This is a genomic window from Streptomyces sp. NPDC051677, from assembly GCF_044453465.1.
Lineage (GTDB): Bacteria > Actinomycetota > Actinomycetes > Streptomycetales > Streptomycetaceae > Streptomyces.
On record NZ_JBITCT010000001.1, the window covers coordinates 493,122 to 510,513 of the forward strand.

Consider the following 17,392-nt stretch of genomic DNA (forward strand, 5'->3'; position numbering starts at 1 on the left):
CGATCAGGCACACGAGAGGCAGAGCGCATGAGCGAGTCGCAGGTCTGGGACGCCGTCGACGCCTACTTCACCGACCAGCTCGCCCCGGACGACGAGGTGACGGCCGCCGCGCTGCGCGAGAGCGACGCCGCCGAGCTGCCGCCCATCAGCGTCACGGCGAACCAGGGCAAGCTGCTCCAGCTGTTCGCCCAGATCCAGGGTGCGCGGGCGATCCTGGAGATCGGCACGCTCGCCGGCTACAGCACGATCTGGCTGGCCCGGGCGCTCCCCGCCGACGGCCGTCTGATCTCGCTGGAGTACGACCCCCGGCACGCGGAGGTCGCCACCCGCAACATCGCCCGCGCGGGCCTCGACAAGGTGGTCGAGGTGCGGGTCGGGCCGGCCCTGGAGTCGCTGCCGCTGCTGGCCGACGAGAACCCGCCCCCCTTCGACCTCGTCTTCATCGACGCCGACAAGGCCAACAACGCCCACTACCTGGAGTGGGCGCTGAAACTCACGAGCGCGGGCAGTCTGATCGTCCTCGACAACGTCGTACGGGGCGGCCGGGTCATCGACGCGAGCAGCGAGGCGGGCGACGTGCTCGGCACCCGCGCCGCGATCGAGTTGATCGCCTCGCACCCGAGGCTCAGCGGCACGGCGATCCAGACGGTGGGCGCGAAGGGCTACGACGGTTTCGCGCTGGCGCGCGTCCTGGCGTAGCCCGGCGTTGACAAGAGGCCTGAAACCGTCACGCCTCGCGGTGGATCACGCCTGGCGGTGGATCACGCCTCGTGGCAGATCACGCCTCGTGGTAGAAGCCCACGTTGACGCTGCGCGGCCCGGTGCGGTCGAAGACGATGATCTCGCCGGAGCCCGCCAGCGGCACGGTCCCGCCGTACGCGAGCTGCTGCGCGTACTCCCCGATCACCAGTCGCACCTCGGAGGACGGCTCGTCCTGTGAGCCGCGCAGCCAGGTCACCTGCCAGGTGCCCTCGGGGCCGCACAGGAACTCCAGGTGCACGCGGGAGACGAACAGCCAGTCGTCGGGGGTCGCGAGACGGCACACGGACTTGTCCCGGCCCACCCGCAGCACGGCGCCGGGGTCGCTGGGCGAGTCGGCCATCAGCATGCCGGCCGTGGCGCCCTCTTCCGTGCCGGAGACGGTGGCCATGGTCAGTTCGAGCACGTGCGCTCCCCTTGAGGTGTCTTTGACATGCCTGTCGGCGTCCTGGGTCCTAAGTGTGCTTGTGCAGCCGCCGCATGATAAATCGCCCGGGCCCACCACGTCCGGCACAATGGACGCATGACCGAGCGAAAGCCACCGGGTGTCCCGTTCGAGTCCTGGGTCGACAAGCAGATCCGTGACGCCGAGCGGCGCGGCGAGTTCGACCAACTCCCGGGCGCGGGCAAGCCGTTGCCGCCGGGCACGGACACCACGTACGACGAACTCTGGTGGATCAAACGCAAGTTGGCCCGCGAGGGCCTCTCCGTGCTGCCGCCGACGCTCGCCCTGCGCAAGGAGGCGGAGGACGCGCTCGCGGCGGCGTACGCGGCGCCCTCGGAACGTATCGTCCGGAAGATCATCACGGACGTCAACGTCAAGCTCCGCGACATGATGTTCAAGCCGCCGCCCGGCCCCCCGCTGGGCATGAAGCCGTACGACGTCGAAGCGGTCGTACGGGAGTGGCGGGAGCGCCGGGCGGCGGTCGGGGACTCGGCTGAGGGGTCTGTCGGGGACTCGGTCGGGAAGTCCGGGAAGTCAGAGGTGTAGCAGCCGCTCCGTCAGGGCGCGGTAGTCCCGCAGGGCCAGGCGGAGTTGCTCGGTGTCGACGGTCGGCGCGGACGCGGTCGCCGTCGCCCGGTCCTTGCCGCCGTCGCCCTTGCCCTTCGCCGTCTCCTGCCACGACCCGCGCAGGGTACGGCGGCACCGGTCCACGGCGTCGGTGAGGCGGGCGGCGAGTTCCTCCAGCACCTGGTCGGCCTCCTCCACGGCGTCCCGGGGTCCGTCGACGAACCCGACGACCGCGTGCCGCATCCGGGAGGCGATCCGGTCGCACTCGTCGTCCGGGAGGAGATGCGCCCCTTGACCGTCGGCGGGAGCCGCGGTCGCGGGGGCGGCAGGCGTGGCAGCGGCAGCGGCGGCCCCGGAGGCGACAGGGGCCCTGGAACCGGCCGTCGTGCGCCCGCGGGGCTCGTCCGCGGCCGGTTCGTCCGGCAGGACGACCTCGCCGGGCGGTACGGCCCCACCCGGCGCCACGGTCCCGGCCGGGGGCGGGGCGGCGGCCCGCGTCCGGTCGCCCGGCCGACGGCGATCCTCCGGGCCCGGGCCCGTGCCCGGTTCGGGTGTCACGTTCGGTGTCGTGTCCGGCATGGTTCAGCCCTCCTTCGCCTGGTGGCGGTGGAAGCCCCACGGCAGGTGGTGGCCGGAGCGGGAGCGGTCCTGTCGTGCGGGCTGCTGCGCGCGGTGCCGGCCGGAGTCTCGACGGGCCGTGCCGACCAGGTCGTCGAAGAGCGCGCGGGCCTCGACCATGGCGGCCCGCATGTCCTCCGTGCCGGGCGCACGACCGTCGTCCACACCCTCTGCACCAGCGACACCAGTTGCAGCGCCTGCACCACTAGCACCAGCCACACCAGTTGCACCACCCCTACCGCCCGCGCCGGTCATGTGGACACGTGCGACGCGGTGGACGCGTCGGTAGCCGTGGACGTGGCGGGCATGGTGGACGGAGAGGGCGGCGAGCTGCTCCTCGTACTGGTCGCCGTCCGGGAAGCCCCGGGCGCCGGCCACCTCCGCGAGCAGGTGGTCCGCCTCGGTGACCGCCTCCCGGGGCGAGTCGACGAAGCGCTCCTGCGCGGCCGTCCAGCGGGCCGTGAAGCGATCGCGTTCGGCGGGCTCCAACGGCCGCTCGTGCAGGCCGCCGTGCCGCTGCACGAGGGCGTCGAGTTCGCGCTCGGCGGCCTTGACGTCCCCGTCGTGCCGGGCCACTGCCCGGTCGTACTCGGGTCCGAAGCGGTGCTTGAGGCCGCGTCCGCCGTGCGAGCCGCGGGCCCGCACGGCCAGGACGGCCGCGACGGCGACGACGGCGACGACGGCCGCCACGATCACGATCAGAGCGATGATCACTCCTGTGGACATGCCTTGCCTTCCGGTGTGTCGGCCCCACGGGCCGGTTCCCGTTTCGGGTTGCCCGGACGGCCCCTCCCAAACGGCGCGCGGCGCGCAGCGCCCCCGCCTCAGGCGGCGAAGCGGCGTTCGCCCGTCACCGACCACACCGTGCCGATGCGCCCGTGCACGACCTCGAACAGATCGATGCCGCTCTTCTGGCTCCCGTCCGGGCGGGTCACGTACCAGCAGGAGGCGACCCGGCCCAGCGCCGGATCGACGAGCGGGACGCCCTCGACGGCGTACCGGCGGCCGGGGCTCTCGGCGTGGTGCTGGGCGATGAGGTCGACGATGCCCGCGGGGCCGCGGAGCGCGTCGGTGACCGGCGCGTCCTCGGGGCTGCCGCCGAAGCGGATGCGGAAGTCGGGGGCGAGGAAGCTCTCGGCGTCGGCGAAGTCGCCGTTCCACAGAGCGGTCCAGCGTTCGAGGAGGGCGAGACCGGTCGCCGGGGCGAGGGCGCGGGCAGTGGTACCGGTCGCGGCATCGGTGGTGGTCTGGGACATGGCTGTCGCCTTTCGTGGGTGCGCGTCCGTCGAGGCTGGGCGCGTCGGACACCAGATTCGGCGGCGCATGCGACAACCCCCTGTCGGTGATTGCCGTCACATTCCGAACTCGGCCAGGGGCACCAGGTCGGAGCCGAGCGTGTCGAGTTCCGCGAGGTTCACGTGGCGCTCCGGGATCCGTTCGTCGAGGGCCTCGACCGCCCGTATCCGGTCGAGGCGGAAGCCGCGCGGCGCCTCGCGCATCCGGCACCAGGCGGCCAGGTACCAGTGCTCGTCGCCGCCGAGGAAGCCGACCGGTTCGACGTCGCGGCCGGAGACGGCGCCGCCCGCGTCCACGTACTGCAGACGCAGCACCCGCCCCGCGGTGAGGGCCTCGCGCAGCGGCGCCGGTACGACGGGCCCGGCGGACCGCGCCTCCCCCGCCGCCGGTACGAGCAGCCGCACGCGTCCGGTCATCTCGGCGGCGGCCGCCCGCTGCCGTTCCGGCAGCACCGCGAGCACCTTGTGCAGCGCGCTGCGCGCGTCGGCCGCGAACGGGGTGCCCCCGAGGGCGTGCAGCCCGACCGCGAGGGCCGTCGCCTCCGCCGGGGTGATGGTCAGCGGCGGCAGGGTGCTCTGCCGGTCCAGGACGTAGCCGCCGCTGCGGCCCGGCTCGGCGTACACCGGCACCCCGGACTGTTGCAGCGCCGCCAGGTCCCGCTCGACGGTGCGGACGCTGACCTCGAAGCGGCGGGCGAGGGTGCGGGCGCTGCGGGGGCTCGGTGCGGCGGCGCGCAGTTCCTCCACCAGGGCGTAGAGCCGGTCGGTGCGGTTCATGACGACCAGTCTCCGGAATCGATGGACTCAATGGAATCAATGGATCGATGCGAGCAGCGTGTCGATTCGGCTGCGGACCGATCGACGCAGGGGTGGAAGCAGGAAGTCGGCGATCACGGAAGCAAGAAGTCAGTGATCGAGGAAACAGTTGCCTGGGAGGTTGTCATGGGTGAGGTCATCGCACGGCTGGCCATGTCGCTCGACGGATACGTGGCGGGCCCGGAGTCGGGGCGCGAGCACCCCCTCGGCATCGGCGGGGAGCGGCTGCACTCGTGGGTGTACGGGCTGCGCACGTTCCGGCAGATGCAGGGGATGACGGGCGGGGAGACCGGGCCGGACGACGCGCTGATCGCCGAGCATGTCGCCCGGCCCGGCGCGGTGGTGATGGGCCACGGCATGTTCATCACCGGGGAGATCCCCTGGGGTGACGAGCCGCCCTTCCACGCGCCGGTGTTCGTCGTCACCCACCACCCGCGCGAGCCGCTGGTGAGGGAGGGCGGCACCACCTTCCACTTCGTCACCGAGGGCCCGGAGCGGGCGTTGGAGCTGGCCCGGGCGGCGGCCGGTGACAAGGACGTGTCGCTGGCGGGCGGGGCGGACCTGGTGCAGCAGTTCATCCGCAACGGCTGGCTGGACGAGCTCCTCCTGCACGTCGTGCCGGTGCTGGCCTGTGGCGGCCGACGCCTGTTCGACAACCTCGGCGGCCTCGGCGACCCCGACAGCCCCCGTGACTCCGGCCACCGGCACATCGAGTGGGAGAAGACCCTGGTGCTGGACTCTCCCGGGGTCACGCATATCCGGTTGCGCGCCCCGCACACCGTCTCCGCAGAATGACCGGATGACGCTGACGTCCTGGACCATCGCCCCCGAACCCCATGACTCCCCCGTCGCCGCCGCCCTCTGGCGGGAGTACTACACGGAGGTCAGCGACCGCTGGTACCTGCTGCACGAGGGCCGGCGGACCGATCCGGACGAGCTGGAGCGGGAGATCGCCGCCCAGAGCTGGGCCGAACTCACCCCGCCCGGCGGGCAGTTGGTGGTCGGGCGGTACGACGGTGAGCCGGGCGGCTGTGCGGGCGTGCGGCTGTGGGACGCGACGACGGCCGAGCTGAAGCGGGTGTTCGTGCGGGAGGGGCTGCGCGGGAAGGGCGGCGCGGCGCTCCTCGTCCGGGCCGCCGAGGACGCCGCCCTCGCTCTCGGCGCGACGCGGATGATCCTGGACACCCGTGGCGACCTCGTCGAGGCCCGCGCCCTGTACGCCCGGCTGGGCTACGCGGAGACCGAGCCGTACAACGACGATCTGTACGCCGAGCACTGGTTCGCCAAGTCGCTCGGCCAGGGCCCGGGATGAGCGAGTCCCTCAGGGGAGACGGTGGTCGGGCACCACCCGTCCGCCGTACGGCTGTTCCCGGTCCGAGCCGCACAGCTCGTCGTTCAGTTCCTTGACCAGCTGGACGAGGTCGGTGGGCCGGTCCGGCCCCCACCAGTCGCCGAGCAGCTCGGCCAGCGACTCCTCGCGGGCCTGCGCGAGCCGTTCGGCGACCTCGCGGCCCTCGTCGGTGAGCACCATGTCGAGCCCCTCGCGCACGGCGAGCCGGCGCTCCTCGACCTGCCGGGCCCCCTCGATGATCACCGGGAGCGGGACGGTGCTGCGCTCGGCGAGCGCGCTCGGCTCGACACTGCCGTACCGCTTGATCCGCAGCAGCAGCCAGCTCGCGGCGGGGAGGAGGTCGTAGCCGGCCCGTGCGGTGATCTTCCCGTAGATCTCGCGGCGGCCCTCGCGGGTGCCGAGGACGGACAGCGCGCGGCACACCTCGTCGTACGACGACCGCTCGACCGGGTTGCTGGCGAGGGTCTCCGTGACGTCGGGGGCGGTGACCGAGCCGCGCAGCGGGTCCTCCTTGAGGAACCACGCCAGGACGAAGCCGAGGAGCGCGACGGGGGCCGCGTACAGGAAGACGTCGGTGATGGAGGAGGCGTAGGCGTGCAGGACGCGCGGACGCAGCGCGGACGGCAGGTCGGCGATGCCACGCGGGTCGGACTCCAGCGCGCCCGCCGAGACCCCGGACGGGAGCGGGACGCCCCGGAGGGCGTCGGCGAGCTTGTCGCCGAGGCGGCTCGCGAAGACGGTGCCGAAGATGGCGACGCCGAAGGAGGCGCCGATGGAGCGGAAGAAGGTCGCGCCGGAGGTGGCGACGCCGAGGTCCTCGTAGGCGACCGCGTTCTGCACGATCAGCACCAGCACCTGCATGACCAGGCCGAGTCCGAGGCCGAAGACGAAGAAGTAGGCGCTCATCTCGCCGGTGGAGCTGTGCTCGTCGAGCTGGTGGAGCAGGAGCAGGCCGAGGGCGGTGACGGCGGTGCCCGTGACCGGGAACACCTTCCAGCGGCCGGTGCGGCTGACGAGCTGCCCGGAGCCCGTGGACGACAGGAGCATGCCCGCCACCATCGGCAGCATGTGGACGCCGGACATGGTCGGGGAGACGCCCTGCACCACCTGGAGGAAGGTCGGCAGGTAGGTCATCGCGCCGAACATCGCGAAGCCGACGATGAAGCTGATCACGGCGGAGAGGGTGAAGGTGCGGATGCGGAACAGTTTGAGGGGGAGGACGGGTTCGGGCGCCCGCCGCTCCACCGACACGAACGCGACGGCCAGCAGCACGCCCAGCACCGCCAGTGCAACGATCTGCGGCGAGCCCCAGTCCCAGGTGGTGCCGCCGAGCGAGGCCACCAGGACCAGGCAGGTGGCGACGGAGGCGATGAGGAGGGTGCCGAGGTAGTCGATGACGTGCTTGGTCGCCTTGCGCGGGATGTGCAGGACGGTCGCGATGACGGCGAGGGCGACGACGCCGACCGGCAGGTTGACGTAGAACACCCAGCGCCAGCTGAGGTGTTCGGTGAACAGACCGCCGAGCAGCGGGCCGAGGACGCTCGTGGCGCCGAACACCGCGCCGAACAGGCCCTGGTAGCGGCCCCGGTCGCGCGGCGGGACGAGGTCGCCGACCAGCGCCATCGACAGCACCATCAACCCGCCGCCGCCCAGGCCCTGGACGGCCCGGAAGGCGATCAACTGCGGCATGTTTTGCGCCATTCCGCACAGCGCCGAACCGATCAGAAAGAGGACGATCGCGATCTGGAACAGCCTCTTGCGCCCGTACTGGTCGCCCAGTTTGCCCCACAGCGGGGTCGCGGCCGTCGACGCCAGCATGTAGGCCGTGACCACCCACGACAGGTGCTCCATACCACCCAGGTCACTGACGATGGTGGGCAGGGCGGTCGACACGATCGTCTGGTCGAGGGCGGCGAGGAGCATGCCGAGCAGCAGGGCGCCGATCGAGACGAGGACGTTTCCGGACACGTGTTCCTGACGTGGATCCGCGGTCCTGCTGTGCGCGTCCAAGGCCATGGATGCCTCCTGAGGCTGGTGACCCTTTCCATCGTGATCGGTGTGACCCGTTATGGCCTCTTGAGTCCTCGTTAGCCCCCTTGATTCCTGGCGGAATATGACATTCCGGGGGGCTCGAGCGGGCGACCATGTGGAGGATCTGCATAATCCTTGGAGTTTGGATGGGGAGGGACGAACACGTGATCGATCCGACGGGGCAGCAGGGGCGACCGGGGCAGCGGGGGCTGCCGTGCCCGGAGTGCGGAGCGCTCCGCGCGCCCGACAACACCCCGTCCTGCTCCTGCGCCCAGCGCGCCGCCGACTCCCTGCGCGACACGCGCACGGCAGAGGCGGCCGCGGCGGAGGACTTCGATCCACTGCGGATACGGCCATACGTGGAGCTGGAGGGCGAGCAGCCGTCCGCGCCGGGTGCCATGGGCACGGCCGGAGGGACGGCCGGGGGGACGGCCAGGGGCATGGCCGGAGGGACGGCCGGAGGGACGGTCAGAGGCACGGCCGGGGGTATGGCCGGAGGCACGACCGGGGGGACGGCCGGAGGGACGGTCAGAGGCACGGCCGGGGGTATGGCCGGAGGCACGACCGGAGGCGCGGTGTCGCCGGACGGTGAGCTGACCATGCCGCTGCCGGCGGTTCCGGCCGATGCGACGATGCCGTTACGCGCGGCGGAACCCACCGGCCCGGCGCCGTTCACCCTGTCGGCTCCGTCCGCCGTCGAGCCCAGGGCCGGCGACCTGAGCCTGTTCGAGGCGGGGGACGCCGGCGCCGCGGTCCCCGACGACGAGGAGCCGCCAAGCCCCCGCCGTCGCCGGACGCTGCTGGTCGCGACGGCGGCTGCCGTCGTGGCCGTCGTGGCGGCGGCCGGGTTCGCGAGCGGGCTGTTCTCCTACGACAAGCCGACGCGCGACGGGGCCGCCCCGAAGGACGTACGGGCGGCCGTGCCGGCCCCCTCGACCAGCGCGGCCTCCGGGACGCCGTCGGCGAGCGCGTCCGCGTCCCCGTCGCATTCCGATGCGCCGGCGTCTCCGTCCGAGAGGGAGAGTCCGACGCCCTCCGCACCGGAAGAGAGCGCCTCGCCCTCGGCGTCCCCGTCGGCGGCGGCGAGCCAGGCGACGCCGACCGCCCGCGTCAGCGCTTCCGCGGGACCCGACAAGGGGGCCGACCACAGCGAGCCGATCTCCGAGGGCGCGGTCCTGCGGCGCGGCGACACCGGTGCCGAGGTGACTGAACTCCAGTTGCGGCTACGGCAGTTGTTCCTCTACAGCGGCGAGGCCGACGGCGCCTTCGGCAGCGAGGTGGAGGAGGCGCTGCGCAACTACCAGTGGTCCAGGGCGACGACGTCGGACGGGATGGGCGTGTACGGGGCGGCGACGCGGGCGAAGCTGGAGTCCGAGACGAAGGAACCCTGACTCGGGAGGTGGGGCGTCTCGCGCTGGGCGCCCCCTACGAGCCGAAGGACAACCGCACCCCGTCCGCCACGACCTCCACCCGCACCTGCCGCAGATCCCGCACCACCACGTCCGGGCCGTGCGCGGCCGCCCGCGGCCCCACGCCCACGACGCGCATCCCCGCGGAGCGCCCCGCCGCGATGCCCGCGCCGGAGTCCTCGAAGACCACGCAGTCCGCCGGGGCGACGCCCAGCTCGGCCGCGCCCTTCAGGAAGCCCTCGGGGTCCGGCTTGCTCGCGCCGACCGACTCCGCGGTGACGCGCACGTCCGGGAGTTCCAGTCCGGCCGCGGCCATCCGGGCGGTCGACAGGGGGACGTCCGCCGAGGTGACCAGGGCGTGCGGGACGCCCCGCAGGGAGGCGAGGAACTCCGGTGCGCCGGGCACCGGCACGACGCCCTCCAGGTCGGCGGTCTCCTCCGCGAGCATCCGCGCGTTGTCCGCCATGTTCAGATGCATCGGACGGCTGGGCAGCAGCACGGCCATCGAGGCGTATCCCTGACGGCCGTGGACCACCTTCATGACCTCGTCCCCGTCGAGCCCGTGCGCGTCGGCCCAGCGCCGCCAGATGCGCTCGACGACGGCGTCGGAGTTCACGAGGGTGCCGTCCATGTCGAGCAGGAGGGCGCGGGCGGTCAGGACCGGCATCATCAGCTCCAGGTACGTAGAGACAAGGCGGCCCCGCCCGCCGGTCAGGGAAAACGGGCGGGAGCCACTTTGTTTCCTCACGGTACAAAACAATCGCCGCCCACCGCCACCCCAGACGACAACCAGCAGCAACCGTTCACCAACCGTTAAGCCCGCCAAACCCACCCCCGGCCCAGCGGACCCGGGCTCCCCACCCCCGCGCCCGGTCGGGACGCGCCGAACCGACCTGCCCCACTCCCCCCGCCCAGCCGGCCCGGCCGGACGGCCTCCCCCGCCCAGCCGGCCCAGCCGGACGGCCTCCCCCGCCTTCGGGTCAGCCGGTGATCGCCTCCCACAGGCTCCAGACCCCCAGTGTCAGCATCAGCAGTGCCGCGATCCTGGTGATCAGCTGCAGTGGCACCCTCTTCATCAGCGCCTTTCCGCCGACGATGCCGAGGCCGGCCACCGCCCACAGCGCCAGCACCGCGCCGAGGCCGACGGAGAGGGGGTCGTCGTAGCGGGCGGCGAGGTTGGCCGTCATGATCTGGGTGAGGTCGCCGAACTCGGCGACGAGGATCAGCATGAAGCCCGCGCCCGCGACCTTCCAGAACGACTGGTTCTCCGGCCGCCGGATCTCCTCGTCGTCCTCGTCCTTCTTCAGCAGCAGCACGGCCGCGCCGCCCAGGAACAGCACGCCCGTCAGAGCCTGCACGAGCTGCTGCGGGAGCAGGGTCAGCACGCTGCCCGCCGCGACGGCCAGCGCGACATGCAGCGCGAACGCGGCGGCGACGCCGGCGAAGACGTACGAGGCGCGGTAGCGGGTGCCGAGGACGAGGCCGGCGAGGGCGGTCTTGTCGGGCAGCTCGGCCAGGAAGACGACGCCGAAGACGAGTGCCGTCACGGTGATGCTGATCAAGGTTCCTCAATCGGTCGGGGGCCGCCCCGCCGAGAGTCCTGACTCCTCAGGAAGGAGACACCTCGGCACGGCAGCACACGTCTCACCCGTGCCGTACGGCACGGATGTGCACTGCTTGCCGAAGGTCTCGCTGGCCGACCCGCCACAACGGGTCCGCCTCCGGGCGCCGGCTCAGACGAGCTGAGCAGTATGTCGACGGTCCGGCGAAGAGCTACTCCCCTTCTGCGCATCCCATGGTACGAGATCGTTCTGCCATAAACCTTGTCGTGTCATGAGCACGTCACTAACTTCTAACCGGACGCACACCTCCCCGCAATGCGACACGGCGAGCATTCCAACGCTCGCGCTCCAACACCCCCGCCTCCCCAAGGGAGTTCGCATGTCGAAGTTCTACGCGCGTGGACGGCTGAGCATACTCGCCGCCCTCACGGGTCTCATAGCCTCGGTCGGGCTGTTCACCTCCCCGACCGCCTCCGCCGCTCTCCCCACCCCGGTCAGCGCCGCCACCGCACGCAGCTACCTCGCCTCCCTCACCGTGGCGAGCGAGGTCAGGACCGGCTACGACCGGGACCTGTTCCCGACCTGGATCACCATCAGCGGCACCTGCAACACCCGTGAGTACATCCTCAAGCGGGACGGTACGAACGTCGTCACCAACTCCGCCTGCACCGCCACCAGCGGCAGCTGGTACTCCCCCTACGACGGCGCCACCTGGACCGCCGCCTCGGACCTCGACATCGACCACCTCGTCCCGCTCGCCGAGGCCTGGGACTCCGGCGCCCGGAACTGGACCACCGCCCAGCGCCAGGCCTTCGCCAACGACGTCACGCGCCCGCAGCTGATCGCCGTCACGGACAACGTGAACCAGCAGAAGAGCGACCAGGACCCCGCCGAGTGGATGCCGTCGGTCACCTCGTACCGCTGCACGTACGTCCGCGCCTGGGTGCAGGTGAAGTACTACTACGACCTCTCGGTCGACTCCGCCGAGAAGAGCGCGCTGACGAGCTACCTCGCCAACTGCTGAACCCGCTCGCTGATCGATTCGTGACCGAACCCGTGACCGCCGGAACCTCCCCGCGGACCTCTGTCGTTCCGTACCGTACGGGGCGACGAAGGAGGGCGAGCCGGAGGTGAGCCCGACCAGACAGATGGGCGGGTGATCACGTGGCCGGACTGCGGCTGGGACCACTGCTGAGATACGCCGACGCCTCGTCCGCGACCGTCTGGGTCGAGGCGAGCCGCCCGTGCACCGCCGAGGTGCGCTGCACGGACGGCGCCGGCGGCACGGCCCGCACCTTCCAGGTGGCGGGCCATCACTACGCCCTGGTCCCGGTGACCGGTCTGACGGCGGGGACGGCGACGGCGTACGAGATCCTCCTCGACGGCGCCCGCGTGTGGCCGCCGCCCGACTCCCGTTTCCCGCCCTCCGAGATCCGCACCCCTGACGCCGAGGCCCACGGCGTCCGCGTGACGTTCGGCTCCTGCCGCTGGGCGGCGCCCCCGGCCGGCGGGCACGACCCCGTCGGCCCCGACGCCCTGGACAGCCTGGCCGCGCGCCTCGCCGCCGATCCGACGGCCGAACGGCCCGACGTACTGCTGCTGTTGGGCGACCAGGTGTACGCCGACGAGGTCTCCGACGCGACCCGCGAGCGGATCGCCGCCCGCCGCGGCCTGACCGATCCGCCGGGCGCCGAGGTCGCGGACTTCGAGGAGTACACCTGGCTGTACTACGAGTCCTGGCTCGACCCCGAGGTGCGCTGGCTGCTGTCGACCGTGCCGAGTTGCATGGTCTTCGACGATCACGACGTCGTCGATGACTGGAACACCTCCGCCGCCTGGCTGGCCGACATGCGGGCCACGCCCTGGTGGCGCGAGCGGCTGCTGAGCGGCCTGACCTCGTACTGGGTGCACCAGCACCTCGGCAACCTCACCCCGGCCGAGCTGGCCGCCGACCCGCTCTACGCCGCCGTGCGCGCGACCCCCGACGGCACCGACGTGCTGCGCGACTTCGCCTGCCGCGCCGACGCCGACCCGGCGTCCGTGCGGTGGAGCTACCGGCGCGACTTCGGGCGGGTGCGGCTGCTGATGGTCGACACCCGGGCCGCCCGGGTCCTCGGCGAGGACGGGCGGGCGATGCTCGACTCGGGCGAGGCGCGGTGGCTGCGGGATCAGATCCTCGACGGTCCCGGTTCCTACGACCATCTCCTGATCGGCACCTCCCTGCCCTGGCTGCTGCCGCACCTGGTGCACGACGCCGAGGCCTGGGACGCGGCCCTGTGCCGGGGCGAACGCGGGGCGCGCTGGGCCCGGTTCGGGGAGAAGCTGCGGCGTGCGGCGGACCTGGAGCACTGGGCGGCCTTCCCGACGTCCTTCGCCGCGCTGACGGAGCTGATCGCCGAGGCGGGGACGGGGGCGCAGGCGCCGGCGAGCGTGCTCGTGCTCTCCGGGGACGTGCACCACGCGTATGTGGCCGAGCCGCGCTGGCCCGACGGGGCCGGGCCCGACGCTCGGGTGCTGCAGCTCACCTGCTCGCCCGTGCACAACTCCATCCCCGTGTCGATACGGGTGGGCTTCCGCTTCGGCTGGAGTGCCGTGGCCCGTGCGCTCGGGCGCCGCTTCCGCCGCCACGGGCGCTGTCCGCGACCGCCCGTCGACTGGCGCAAGACCGGCGGGCCGTGGTTCGGCAACCAGCTCATGTCCCTGACGCTGAACGGCCGTTCGGCGCGGCTGCGGCTGGAGCAGGCGCGGGGGAACAGCGTGCTGACCGCTGTGGAGGAGTCCGAGCTCACCTCCTGATGCGGGACAACCGGGGCCTGTGTGGCCCGGGTTGGCGTCCGTGACGGTGGGGGTCCCCCCGTTCTCGAAGAGTTCGGGGGGCATGATGAGGCGGACCGTCCGCTTCCGTCAGGGCCTCGCGGGCGGCCTGCTCCATCGCGCCCCACACGCCCGGGAGTCACCCCCTTGCCCTCAGTGAACGCCGATCTCGCCGTCGCCCTCGTCGGCGCCGGGCCGCGCGGCACCAGCGTCCTGGAACGTCTCTGCGCCTCCGCGCCCGAGCTGCTGCCGCCCGGGGTGCGGCTGACCGTCCATGTCGTCGATCCCGCCCCACCGGGACCGGGGCGCGTGTGGCGGACCGCCCAGTCGCCGGAGCTGCTGATGAACACCGTGTCGTCGCAGGTGACCCTGTTCACCGACGACAGCGTCGACTGCGCGGGCCCGATCCGCCCGGGCCCGAGTCTGCACGCGTGGGCGGGCGGCGAGCTGGGACCGGACGAGTACCCGACCCGCGCGCACTACGGCCGCTACCTGGAGTGGGTGTTCGCGCGGACCGTGCGCCAGGCCCCGCCCCCGGTGCGCGTCGAGACGCACGCGGCGCGCGCGGTCCGGCTCGACGACGCCGCCGACGGCCGTCAGGTCCTCACCCTGGACGACGGCCGTGTCCTGCTCGGCCTGTCCGCCGTGGTCCTCGCCCAGGGGCATCTGCCGGCAGTCGCCGACGCCGCCCTGCGGCGCCACGCCGCCTACGCCGAGCGGCACGGCCTGCGCCATGTCCCGCCCGCCAATCCGGCCGACGTCGACCTCGGCGCGCTCGCCCCCGGTGAACCGGTCCTGCTGCGCGGCCTGGGCCTGAACTTCTTCGACCACATGGCCCTGCTGACCACCGGCCGGGGCGGCCGCTTCGTCCCGGTCCCGCACGGCCTGCGCTACCTGCCCTCCGGCCAGGAGCCGCGCCTGTACGCCGGCTCCCGGCGCGGCATCCCGTACCAGGCGCGCGGCGACAACGCCAAGGGCCCGTACGGGCGTCACACCCCGCTCGTGCTGACCCCGGAGGTGATCGCGGGCTTCCGCAAGCGCGCGGACTCCGGGGAGGCGCCCGACTTCCTGGCCGAGATATGGCCGTTGGTGGCGAAGGAGGTGGAGGCGGTCTACTACGCGGCCCTCGTACGGCAGGCGGCGTTCCTGGACCGGTTCCTCGCCGTCCCGCACCGCGCTCCCCAAGAGGCCGTGACACTCGACGAGTTCGGGGTGCCCGAGGCCGCCCGCTGGAGCTGGGACCGGGTCCTGCGGCCGTATGCGGAACGCCGGTTCGCGCATCCGGGGCAGTGGCGGGACTGGCTGCTGGAGTATCTGCGCAGGGACGCGGAGGAGGCCGCCCGGGGCAATGTCGACGGTCCCTCGAAGGCGGCTCTGGACGTGCTGCGCGACCTGCGCAACGAACTGCGGCTGATCGTCGACCACGCCGGGCTGGCCGGCGCCTCCCGCCGGGACCACCTGGACCGCTGGTACACCCCGCTCAACGCGTTCCTGTCGATCGGACCGCCCCGCCGTCGCGTCGAGGAGCTGACCGCCCTGGTGGAGGCGGGAGTGGTGGAGGTGCTCGGGCCCCGGCTGGAGGTACGGGAGGAGGGCGGGGCCTGGCGGGCGCACTCGCCGGAGGTGCCGGGCTCGGGCGTCCGCGTGACGACGCTCATAGAGGCCCGGCTCCCGGAAACGGACGTGCGCCGCACCGCCGACCCTCTGCTGGCCCGGCTGCTCAGGACCGGACAGTGCCGTCCCCACACGGTGGACGGTTACGTGACCGGAGGGCTGGACGTGACTCAGCGCCCCTACTGCCTGATCGACCGTCAGGGACGGCCGCACGCAAGGAGGTTGGCCTTCGGGGTGCCCACGGAGGGCGTGCACTGGGTCACTGCGGCGGGCGCCCGCCCAGGGGTGGATTCGGTCACACTTTCGGACGCGGATGCGGTGGCGAGAGCCGTTCTACGTGCCGCGAAGGCGGAAACGGAGCCCCAAACGGAGCCCAAGTCATGGCCAAAAGTTGAACTTGCAAGCATCGATTAGGTCCACCTAACGTGAGTCGCTCATTCGGTACCGCCGCCCCCATCGGCCGGTCCACTCCCCTTTCCGGGACCGGCCCCGACCGACACCGAAGGAGCACCCCCCACCATGTCCGCTCGCCTGAACACCGCACAGCCCTACGCGGTCGGCCTCTTCCGCATCGTCGTAGGCCTGCTCTTCGCCTGCCACGGCGCGGCGTCCCTCTTCGGCGTCCTCGGCGGCGCCGCGGGCACCGAGGGCGGCACCATCGACGCCGGCACCTGGCCCGGCTGGTACGCGGCCGTGATCCAGCTCGTCTGCGGCAGCCTGGTGATGCTCGGCCTCGGCACCCGGGCCGCCGCGTTCCTGGCCTCGGGCTCCATGGCGTACGCGTACTTCGACGTGCACCAGTCGGCCGCCCTGTGGCCCATCGAGAACGGCGGCGAGGCCTCGGCGATGTTCTGCTGGGCCTTCCTGCTGCTGGTCTTCACCGGTTCCGGCGCCCTCGGCCTGGACCGCCTGCTCGCGGGCCGCACGGCCACCGAGCGGGAGCCCTCGGAGGAGAAGGCCACGGTCGCCGTCTGACCGTCCCAGCCGAACGGCACAGTGCTCCGCGGCCTGGACCATGCCGCGGAGCACCACGTCGGTTCCGGCGCAGGTGAACGTGGTGTGCCGAACACACGAGCCCCCCGTGAATCCGCTGTCACACCCCACGCGTACGCTGTATGGCTGTCATTGGCCGCACCTGCCGCTCCCCCGCGACACAGCGGCACGGTCGGCCGTCACGGGGGAGACACGGGGAGTCTGCGGTGTTCGAGAGTGTGGGGGCGTTGCTCGGCAGCCCCTGGATCTACGCGGTGGTGGGCCTGTCGGTCCTCCTCGACGTGTTCCTGCCGGTGCTGCCCAGCGGAGTCCTCGTCATCACCGCGGCGACGGCCGCGGCGGCGGGCTCGGGCGCGGCGACCGGCCAAGTGCCGAACGACGTCCCGGACATCATGGTCCTGATCCTCTCCGCGACGACCGCCTCCGTACTCGGCGACCTGGTCGCCTACCGGCTGGCCTGGCGCGGCGGTGAGCGCCTGGACCGGGCGATCTCCCGCTCCCGCCGGCTGACCACCGCGCAGGAACGTCTCGGCGAGGCGCTCGCCCGGGGCGGCGGCGCCCTGGTCGTGCTGGCCCGCTTCGCCCCGGCCGGCCGTTCCGTCGTCTCCCTCATCGCGGGCGCGGCCCATCGCCGCCCGCGCGAGTTCCTCCCCTGGTCCGCGCTGGCCGGTCTGGCCTGGGCGGGCTACAGCGCCGCCCTCGGCTACTTCGGCGCACACTGGCTGGGCACGACCTGGCTGGCGACGGGGGTGTCGGTGCTCGCGCTGTTCGGCGCGGGCGCGGGCGCTGCGTACGTGATGCGACGGCAGCCGGCGTAGCCGGTCCGTTCCCGGCCGGTGGGCAGCCGCCCGCGCCCGTACGTCGGCGTCAGGCCGCCGTCGGCCGGTGCGACCCGCGTACCTCCAGGCCGTCCAGCAGCTCCGCCGTGGCCGCGGCGATGACGTCGACGGCTCTCTCGAACACCTCCCGGTTGTGCTCCGCCGGCGCCCGGAAGCCGGACACCTTGCGTACGTACTGCAGGGCTGCGGCGCGAATCTCGTCCTCCGTGGCCTCCTCGGGCAGGGCGGGGGGACGCAGCGTCTTGATACTCCGGCACATGCGCCCAGTCTGCCCCGGGA

General features: G+C 72.7%; 19 protein-coding genes. 10 read left to right on the top strand and 9 right to left on the bottom strand.

Translation table 11 applies throughout. From position 1 onward, the window contains the following. Positions 1-27: 27 nt before the first annotated feature. Entirely contained in the window at positions 28-699 is a 672-nt protein-coding gene (locus tag ACIBAF_RS02130) for an O-methyltransferase (protein WP_399461156.1), read from the top strand. Between the two features lie 79 nt (positions 700-778). Here ACIBAF_RS02130 and ACIBAF_RS02135 read toward each other — a convergent pair whose 3' ends face one another. Next, positions 779-1,165, bottom strand: a complete 387-nt coding sequence (locus ACIBAF_RS02135; protein WP_079662651.1) for a hypothetical protein — start codon at positions 1,163-1,165, stop codon at positions 779-781. Positions 1,166-1,282: 117 nt separating this feature from the next. Here ACIBAF_RS02135 and ACIBAF_RS02140 point away from each other — a divergent pair, with 117 nt between their 5' ends. Then, entirely contained in the window at positions 1,283-1,750 is a 468-nt protein-coding gene (locus ACIBAF_RS02140) for a DUF1992 domain-containing protein (RefSeq protein WP_399461157.1), read from the top strand. On the opposite strand, the gene ACIBAF_RS02145 is transcribed toward ACIBAF_RS02140, so the two are convergent. From ACIBAF_RS02145 to ACIBAF_RS02160, 4 genes are all read right to left on the bottom strand, one after another. Next, a complete protein-coding gene (locus ACIBAF_RS02145) occupies positions 1,739-2,350 on the bottom strand; it encodes a hypothetical protein (RefSeq protein ID WP_399461158.1) in 612 nt (203 codons plus the stop codon). The two genes, ACIBAF_RS02140 and ACIBAF_RS02145, sit on opposite strands and share 12 nt — an antisense overlap. Before the next feature lie 3 nt (positions 2,351-2,353). After that, entirely contained in the window at positions 2,354-3,115 is a 762-nt protein-coding gene (locus tag ACIBAF_RS02150; protein ID WP_399461159.1) for a hypothetical protein, read from the bottom strand. Positions 3,116-3,213: 98 nt separating this feature from the next. After that, on the bottom strand, positions 3,214-3,645 hold the full coding sequence (locus ACIBAF_RS02155) for a nuclear transport factor 2 family protein (protein ID WP_399461160.1): 432 nt from the start codon (positions 3,643-3,645) through the stop codon (positions 3,214-3,216). Positions 3,646-3,741: 96 nt separating this feature from the next. Continuing rightward, positions 3,742-4,461 (bottom strand): helix-turn-helix transcriptional regulator, encoded by a 720-nt coding sequence (locus ACIBAF_RS02160; protein ID WP_399461161.1) that lies wholly within the window; start codon positions 4,459-4,461, stop codon positions 3,742-3,744. A gap of 165 nt (positions 4,462-4,626) precedes the next feature. Here ACIBAF_RS02160 and ACIBAF_RS02165 point away from each other — a divergent pair, with 165 nt between their 5' ends. Together ACIBAF_RS02165 and ACIBAF_RS02170 are read left to right on the top strand one after the other, a co-directional pair. Continuing rightward, positions 4,627-5,295 (top strand): dihydrofolate reductase family protein, encoded by a 669-nt coding sequence (locus ACIBAF_RS02165; RefSeq protein WP_399461162.1) that lies wholly within the window; start codon positions 4,627-4,629, stop codon positions 5,293-5,295. A gap of 4 nt (positions 5,296-5,299) precedes the next feature. Beyond that, complete coding sequence (locus ACIBAF_RS02170) at positions 5,300-5,812, top strand: GNAT family N-acetyltransferase (RefSeq protein WP_399461163.1); 513 nt, start codon at positions 5,300-5,302, stop codon at positions 5,810-5,812. 9 nt (positions 5,813-5,821) lie between these two features. Here the strand turns inward: ACIBAF_RS02170 and ACIBAF_RS02175 are convergent, their stop codons facing one another. Further along, the gene (locus tag ACIBAF_RS02175) at positions 5,822-7,867 is read right to left on the bottom strand and encodes a DHA2 family efflux MFS transporter permease subunit (RefSeq protein ID WP_399461164.1); all 2,046 of its coding nucleotides are present in this window, start codon (positions 7,865-7,867) and stop codon (positions 5,822-5,824) included. Positions 7,868-8,046: 179 nt separating this feature from the next. Here ACIBAF_RS02175 and ACIBAF_RS02180 point away from each other — a divergent pair, with 179 nt between their 5' ends. Further along, positions 8,047-9,273 carry a peptidoglycan-binding protein gene (locus ACIBAF_RS02180; RefSeq protein ID WP_399461165.1) on the top strand — a complete coding sequence of 409 codons (1,227 nt, stop codon included), beginning with the start codon at positions 8,047-8,049 and terminating at the stop codon, positions 9,271-9,273. A 34-nt stretch (positions 9,274-9,307) separates the two neighbouring features. Here ACIBAF_RS02180 and ACIBAF_RS02185 read toward each other — a convergent pair whose 3' ends face one another. Both ACIBAF_RS02185 and ACIBAF_RS02190 read right to left on the bottom strand, forming a co-directional pair. Further along, the gene (locus ACIBAF_RS02185; RefSeq protein ID WP_399461339.1) at positions 9,308-9,958 is read right to left on the bottom strand and encodes an HAD family hydrolase; all 651 of its coding nucleotides are present in this window, start codon (positions 9,956-9,958) and stop codon (positions 9,308-9,310) included. A gap of 313 nt (positions 9,959-10,271) precedes the next feature. Continuing rightward, positions 10,272-10,853: a TMEM165/GDT1 family protein gene (locus ACIBAF_RS02190; protein ID WP_399461166.1), complete on the bottom strand. Its 582-nt coding sequence runs from the start codon at positions 10,851-10,853 to the stop codon at positions 10,272-10,274. 379 nt (positions 10,854-11,232) lie between these two features. On the opposite strand from ACIBAF_RS02190, the gene ACIBAF_RS02195 reads away from it, so the two are divergent. The 5 genes from ACIBAF_RS02195 to ACIBAF_RS02215 all read left to right on the top strand — a co-directional run bounded on the left by ACIBAF_RS02195 (position 11,233) and on the right by ACIBAF_RS02215 (position 17,092). Next, entirely contained in the window at positions 11,233-11,877 is a 645-nt protein-coding gene (locus ACIBAF_RS02195) for an HNH endonuclease family protein (RefSeq protein WP_399461167.1), read from the top strand. A gap of 140 nt (positions 11,878-12,017) precedes the next feature. After that, a complete protein-coding gene (locus ACIBAF_RS02200; protein ID WP_399461168.1) occupies positions 12,018-13,649 on the top strand; it encodes an alkaline phosphatase D family protein in 1,632 nt (543 codons plus the stop codon). Positions 13,650-13,814: 165 nt separating this feature from the next. Next, positions 13,815-15,695, top strand: a complete 1,881-nt coding sequence (locus ACIBAF_RS02205) for an FAD/NAD(P)-binding protein (protein ID WP_399461169.1) — start codon at positions 13,815-13,817, stop codon at positions 15,693-15,695. Positions 15,696-15,800: 105 nt separating this feature from the next. Beyond that, positions 15,801-16,256, top strand: a complete 456-nt coding sequence (locus ACIBAF_RS02210; RefSeq protein ID WP_399461170.1) for a DoxX family protein — start codon at positions 15,801-15,803, stop codon at positions 16,254-16,256. A gap of 224 nt (positions 16,257-16,480) precedes the next feature. Next, positions 16,481-17,092: a DedA family protein gene (locus ACIBAF_RS02215; RefSeq protein WP_399461171.1), complete on the top strand. Its 612-nt coding sequence runs from the start codon at positions 16,481-16,483 to the stop codon at positions 17,090-17,092. Positions 17,093-17,141: 49 nt separating this feature from the next. On the opposite strand, the gene ACIBAF_RS02220 is transcribed toward ACIBAF_RS02215, so the two are convergent. Next, a complete protein-coding gene (locus ACIBAF_RS02220; RefSeq protein ID WP_399461172.1) occupies positions 17,142-17,372 on the bottom strand; it encodes a DUF2277 domain-containing protein in 231 nt (76 codons plus the stop codon). Between the last annotated feature and the right edge of the window lie 20 nt (positions 17,373-17,392).

What these genes read in the sequence shown, in the direction of transcription:
- ACIBAF_RS02130 (WP_399461156.1), top strand. Translation starts at nt 28, where the DNA reads ATGAGCGAGTCGCAGGTCTGGGACGCCGTCGACGCCTACTTCACCGAC.
- ACIBAF_RS02140 (WP_399461157.1), top strand. Translation starts at nt 1,283, where the DNA reads ATGACCGAGCGAAAGCCACCGGGTGTCCCGTTCGAGTCCTGGGTCGAC.
- ACIBAF_RS02145 (WP_399461158.1), bottom strand. Translation starts at nt 2,350, where the DNA reads ATGCCGGACACGACACCGAACGTGACACCCGAACCGGGCACGGGCCCG.
- ACIBAF_RS02150 (WP_399461159.1), bottom strand. Translation starts at nt 3,115, where the DNA reads ATGTCCACAGGAGTGATCATCGCTCTGATCGTGATCGTGGCGGCCGTC.
- ACIBAF_RS02155 (WP_399461160.1), bottom strand. Translation starts at nt 3,645, where the DNA reads ATGTCCCAGACCACCACCGATGCCGCGACCGGTACCACTGCCCGCGCC.
- ACIBAF_RS02160 (WP_399461161.1), bottom strand. Translation starts at nt 4,461, where the DNA reads ATGAACCGCACCGACCGGCTCTACGCCCTGGTGGAGGAACTGCGCGCC.
- ACIBAF_RS02165 (WP_399461162.1), top strand. Translation starts at nt 4,627, where the DNA reads ATGGGTGAGGTCATCGCACGGCTGGCCATGTCGCTCGACGGATACGTG.
- ACIBAF_RS02170 (WP_399461163.1), top strand. Translation starts at nt 5,300, where the DNA reads ATGACGCTGACGTCCTGGACCATCGCCCCCGAACCCCATGACTCCCCC.
- ACIBAF_RS02175 (WP_399461164.1), bottom strand. Translation starts at nt 7,867, where the DNA reads ATGGCCTTGGACGCGCACAGCAGGACCGCGGATCCACGTCAGGAACAC.
- ACIBAF_RS02185 (WP_399461339.1), bottom strand. Translation starts at nt 9,958, where the DNA reads ATGCCGGTCCTGACCGCCCGCGCCCTCCTGCTCGACATGGACGGCACC.
- ACIBAF_RS02195 (WP_399461167.1), top strand. Translation starts at nt 11,233, where the DNA reads ATGTCGAAGTTCTACGCGCGTGGACGGCTGAGCATACTCGCCGCCCTC.
- ACIBAF_RS02210 (WP_399461170.1), top strand. Translation starts at nt 15,801, where the DNA reads ATGTCCGCTCGCCTGAACACCGCACAGCCCTACGCGGTCGGCCTCTTC.
- ACIBAF_RS02220 (WP_399461172.1), bottom strand. Translation starts at nt 17,372, where the DNA reads ATGTGCCGGAGTATCAAGACGCTGCGTCCCCCCGCCCTGCCCGAGGAG.